This is a genomic window from Streptomyces sp. WAC05292, from assembly GCF_003949955.1.
Classification (GTDB): Bacteria; Actinomycetota; Actinomycetes; order Streptomycetales; family Streptomycetaceae; genus Streptomyces; species Streptomyces globosus.
Window position 1 is genome coordinate 1 of the sequence record NZ_RPSE01000467.1, and the last position, 4395, is coordinate 4395.

Annotated in this window: 4 protein-coding genes and 1 pseudogene; 2 read left to right on the forward strand and 3 right to left on the reverse strand. The window is 75.0% G+C overall.

Annotation, left to right across the window (positions count from 1 at the left end; genetic code table 11):
• A pseudogene (locus tag EF903_RS29315) lies at positions 1-1134 on the reverse strand (serine/threonine-protein kinase); the annotation flags it as partial.
• Between the two features lie 428 nt (positions 1135-1562).
• Here EF903_RS29315 and mqnC point away from each other — a divergent pair.
• A complete protein-coding gene (gene mqnC, locus EF903_RS29325) occupies positions 1563-2762 on the forward strand; it encodes a cyclic dehypoxanthinyl futalosine synthase (RefSeq protein WP_125548031.1) in 1200 nt (399 codons plus the stop codon).
• A gap of 7 nt (positions 2763-2769) precedes the next feature.
• The gene (locus tag EF903_RS29330; protein ID WP_125548032.1) at positions 2770-3441 is read left to right on the forward strand and encodes an imidazolonepropionase-like domain-containing protein; all 672 of its coding nucleotides are present in this window, start codon (positions 2770-2772) and stop codon (positions 3439-3441) included.
• On the opposite strand, the gene EF903_RS29335 is transcribed toward EF903_RS29330, so the two are convergent.
• Together EF903_RS29335 and EF903_RS29340 are read right to left on the reverse strand one after the other, a co-directional pair.
• A complete protein-coding gene (locus EF903_RS29335) occupies positions 3407-3712 on the reverse strand; it encodes a response regulator transcription factor (RefSeq protein ID WP_125548033.1) in 306 nt (101 codons plus the stop codon). The two genes, EF903_RS29330 and EF903_RS29335, sit on opposite strands and share 35 nt — an antisense overlap.
• A gap of 62 nt (positions 3713-3774) precedes the next feature.
• Positions 3775-4395 (reverse strand): DUF3152 domain-containing protein (locus EF903_RS29340; protein ID WP_125548034.1); only part of this gene is annotated, 621 nt, incomplete at its 5' end.

Here is a 4395-nt window from a genome sequence, read left to right on the forward strand (position 1 = left end):
GCTGCCTGCCGCCCCCGTACCGGAGCCGGCCGTACCGGGGCCGGGCGTACCGGGGCCCGCGGTGCGCGGCCCGGGCAGGGCGCCGCCCGCGGTCTGCGTCGGCGCGCCGTACGGGCCCGGGGTCGCGGCGTACCCGGAGCCGGCCGGGCCGCCGTACGAGGGGTCGGGCGCCCCGAAGACGCCCGCGCCGGCCCCGTACGCGGGCGTGGTGAAGGGGACCGGTCCCGAGGCGGCCTCCGGCTGCGGGCCGGGCTCCCCGGCCTCCAGGTCGAGCAGGGCGACGGCCGCCCGGCTCGCGTCCTCCAGCACGGCCGCGGGAAGCCGGCCCGGGGCGAGCAGCGCGCCGTCGAAGGCGTCCGCGACGGCCTGCGGTGCGGGCCGGTCCGCGGCGTCCTTGGCCAGGCACGCGGCGACCAGGTCGCGCAGCGGGCCGGCCGGGACGGCGTCGAGGTCCGGCGGCTCGTGCACCACCTTGTACAGGAGGGTCGCCGAGTGGTCCCCGCTGAACGGGGGCCGGCCCGTCGCGGCGAACGCCAGCACCGCGCCGAGGGAGAAGACGTCGGAGGCGCCGGTGACGCCGCGCCCGAGGATCTGCTCGGGGGACATGTAGCCGGGCGAGCCGACGGAGACCCCGGTGGAGGTGAGGGAGGCGGTGCCGTCCGTGGCCCGCGCGATGCCGAAGTCGATCAGGCGGGGGCCGTCCAGGGTGAGCATCACGTTCGACGGCTTCACGTCGCGGTGGACCAGGCCCAGCGCATGGACGGCGGACAGGGCGCGGGCCAGGCCCTCGCCGAGGGCGCGCACGGCCGGCTCGGGCAGCGGCCCGTGCGCGGCGACCGCCGCGCCGAGGGACGGCCCGGCGACGTACCCGGTGGCCACCCACGGCACCGGCGCGTCGGGGTCGGCGTCGAGGACGGGCGCAGGCTCGCCTTCACCGCGGCCGGGCGGCGCCTCAGCTGCACGGTGGTCCTCGCCGCGGCCGCCGTCGTCTCGGCGCTCTCCGGCGGCCTGTACGGGCTGGGGCTCCTCCCGGGAAGCGGCAGCAGCGGCCGGGACGCGGGCGCCCGCCCGCCGGCGGCGTCCGGCGAGAGCCCCGCCACGCCCGGCCCGTCCGCGCCGAAGGCGCGCGCCGACGTCCCGAAGGAGCTGGTCGGGACGTGGAAGGGGACGGTGACCACGGCCCGCATGGGCGTCCCGGCCGAGTTCGAGATCACCATCAAGGCGGGCCGCACCGGCGAGGTCGTCGGCCGGGACAAGTCGGTGCTGCCGCTGCTCGGCACCGACTGCAGCGGCGACTGGAAGCTCCTCTCCGCGACCGACCGCTCGCTGGTCCTCGACACGTCGGGCGGCCCCAACCCGGCTCCCGGCATCTGCTCGAACGGCTCCTCCGACGAGCGGTTCTCCCTCAACGACAACGGCACCCTGCACTACAAGTCGGGCGACGCGGCCGCCGGAAACCCCGAGGGGGACCTGACGCGCATCCGGTGATTTCCCGTTCCGGGCCCTGGCGTACGCTGGATCGGTCCGGACCTCTTGACACACCGCCGAAGGGTGACGCACCGGTGACCGACCAGGCCGCTCTCCAGTCTGTCCTCGACCGCGCCGCCGAGGGGGGCCGGATCTCCGCGGAGGAGGCGCTCGACCTCTACCGGCACGCGCCGCTGCACGCCCTCGGCTCCGCCGCGGACGCCGCGCGCCGCCGCCGCTACGCGGGTACGGAGCACATCGCGACGTACATCATCGAGCGGAACATCAACTACACCAACGTCTGTGTGACGGCCTGCAAGTTCTGCGCCTTCTACGCGGCCCCGAAGGACACGAAGAAGGGCTGGACCCGCGACCTCGACGACATCCTGCGCCGCTGCGCGGAGACCGTGGAGCTCGGCGGCACGCAGATCATGTTCCAGGGCGGCCACCACCCGGACTTCGGGGTGGAGTACTACGAGGAGCACTTCTCCGCGATCAAGAAGGCGTTCCCGCAGCTGGTCATCCACTCCCTCGGCGCGTCCGAGGTCGAGCACATGGCCCGCATCTCGGGCGTGAGCGCCGAGGAGGCCATCCGCCGCATCCACGCGGCCGGCCTGGACTCCTTCGCCGGCGCCGGCGCGGAGCTGCTGCCGGCGCGGCCGCGCAAGGCCATCGCCCCGCTGAAGGAGTCCGGCGAGCGCTGGCTGGAGATCATGGAGCTGGCGCACACCCTGGGCGTCGAGTCCACCTCCACCATGCTGATGGGCACGGGCGAGACCAACGCCGAGCGGATCGAGCACCTGCGGATGATCCGCGACGTGCAGGACCGCACGGGCGGCTTCCGGGCGTTCATCCCGTACACGTACCAGCCGGAGAACAACCACCTGAAGGGCCGCACCCAGGCGACCGTCTTCGAGTACCTGCGGATGATCGCGGTCGCGCGCCTCTTCCTCGACAACGTCGCCCACATCCAGGGCTCGTGGCTGACCGTCGGCAAGGAGGCCGGGCAGCTGTCGCTGCACTACGGCGCGGACGACCTCGGCTCGATCATGCTGGAGGAGAACGTCGTCTCCTCGGCCGGCGCCAGGCACCGCTCCAACCGGCACGAGATCATCGACCTGATCCGCAAGGCGGGCCGCGTCCCCGCCCAGCGCGCCACGACGTACGAGCACCTCGCGGTGCACACCGACCCGGCGGACGACCCGGTCGACCACCGCGTCGTCTCGCACATCTCGTCCGTCGCGATCGAGGGCGGCACCGCCCACCCCGAGCTGAAGCTCATCTCCGCCGAGTGACCCGGCCGTGCTGACGCTGCACCGCGCCGACGCCCTCCTCACCGGGCGCGGGGCCGATCCGCTGCCCGGCGGGGCGGTCCTCGTCGACGGCGGGCGGATCACCGCGGTCGGCCCGTACGAGGAGCTCGGCGCGCGCGCCCCGCAGGCGCGGGTGCGGCGCTGGCCCGGCCTGCTCACCCCCGGGCTCGTGCTGCACGGGGCGCGGGAGCTGCTGGAGGAGGCCTACCACCCGGACGGGCAGTTCGAGGCGGACGCGCTCGGCACCGAGCCGATCACCGGCGCCGCGGAGCTGGCCGCGCTGGGGCTGACGGAGGCCCGCCGCGGCAACAGCGCGCGGCGCGCCACCCAGAAGCTGCTCGCCCGCGGGGTGGTGGCGGTGACGGGGCGGCTGACGGTCCCGGCGGTGCGGACGGCGGTGGACCGCTCGGGTCTGGAGCTGCTGCCTCCGGCCGCGGGCGGAGCAGCGCCCGGGGTGTCCGGGGCGCGGCGGGCGGTGCCGGCGGATCCCTTCGAGGGCCTGGCCGACGTCCGGGAGGCCTTCCACGGGGTCGTGGCGGCGGGCGGGCCCGCCCGGTTCGCGGTCTTCGCGGCGGCCGGGGCCGGGTCCCTGCGCGAGGCGGGGTCCGCGGCGTGCGTGGCCACCGTCATCGGCGGACGGCTGCTGCACCGCCGGCGCTGAGCGTCCCCTCCTCGCGGGCCAGGGCGGCCAGCAGGCACGCCTGGAGGCGGCTGATCCCGCCCAGCTTGGCCCGTATGTTGTGGACGTGGAACTTCACCGTGCTGACGGACAGGTGGAGTTCGCCGGCGAGCTCGGCGTTCGACGCGCCGGTCGCCAGGCACAGGAAGACGGCCGACTCCTGCTCGGTCAGCTGGACCTCGGAGCGGCGGGCCGTCGCCTCCCTCCCGTACGCCGGGAACCAGGCCGGGACGCTGAAGCTGACGACACGCACGTTTCCACTCCTCGCCCCCGGCCGTCACGGCCCGGACGGTCGACTCGCCGACTCTCCCCGCTCTAAGGGACGGCTGGACCGGACAAGTAGGTTCCATTTTCGGTGTACGGCCATGCGTTCGCGACGCAGCCGAACAGTCCCCTGATCTGCTGCATCATCGCCGGCGCCGGCTTGCCGGGAGCCGGGCAGGACTCGTGCCCCCGGCCCAGCTCGTGTCCCACCTCGTGGTTGACGATCAGCGCCCGGTACTCCTCCACCGGGCCCTTGAACTGCGGCGAACCCTCCTGCCAGCGCTTGAGGTTGACGACGACGTCGTGCCCGGCGCGGCAGTTCGTCTCGCCGACGAGCTCGGGGGTGACGACCTCGCACAGCCGGTCGGTGGTCTTGGGGGTGGCGATCTTCACGGTGAAGTCCACCGGCTGTCCGGCGCCGACGAGTTGGAAGCCGTACGCGGGGTCCCGGATCCAGCCGCGCTTGTCGCCGAGTATCGCCTCGACGGACTGCGCGGCGGTGTTCGGGTCGATGCCGCTGCCGCCCTCGACCTCGACGCGCCAGCGGCGGGCGGGGCCCTTGCCCTGAGCCTGTCCCGTGCGGGTGGAGGGGGTGAAGACGCCGTCGCCTGTGTCCGGGACGGCACCGGCCTTGCCGGAGGGCTGCGGCGAGGGGGAGGAGGAGGGCGAGGG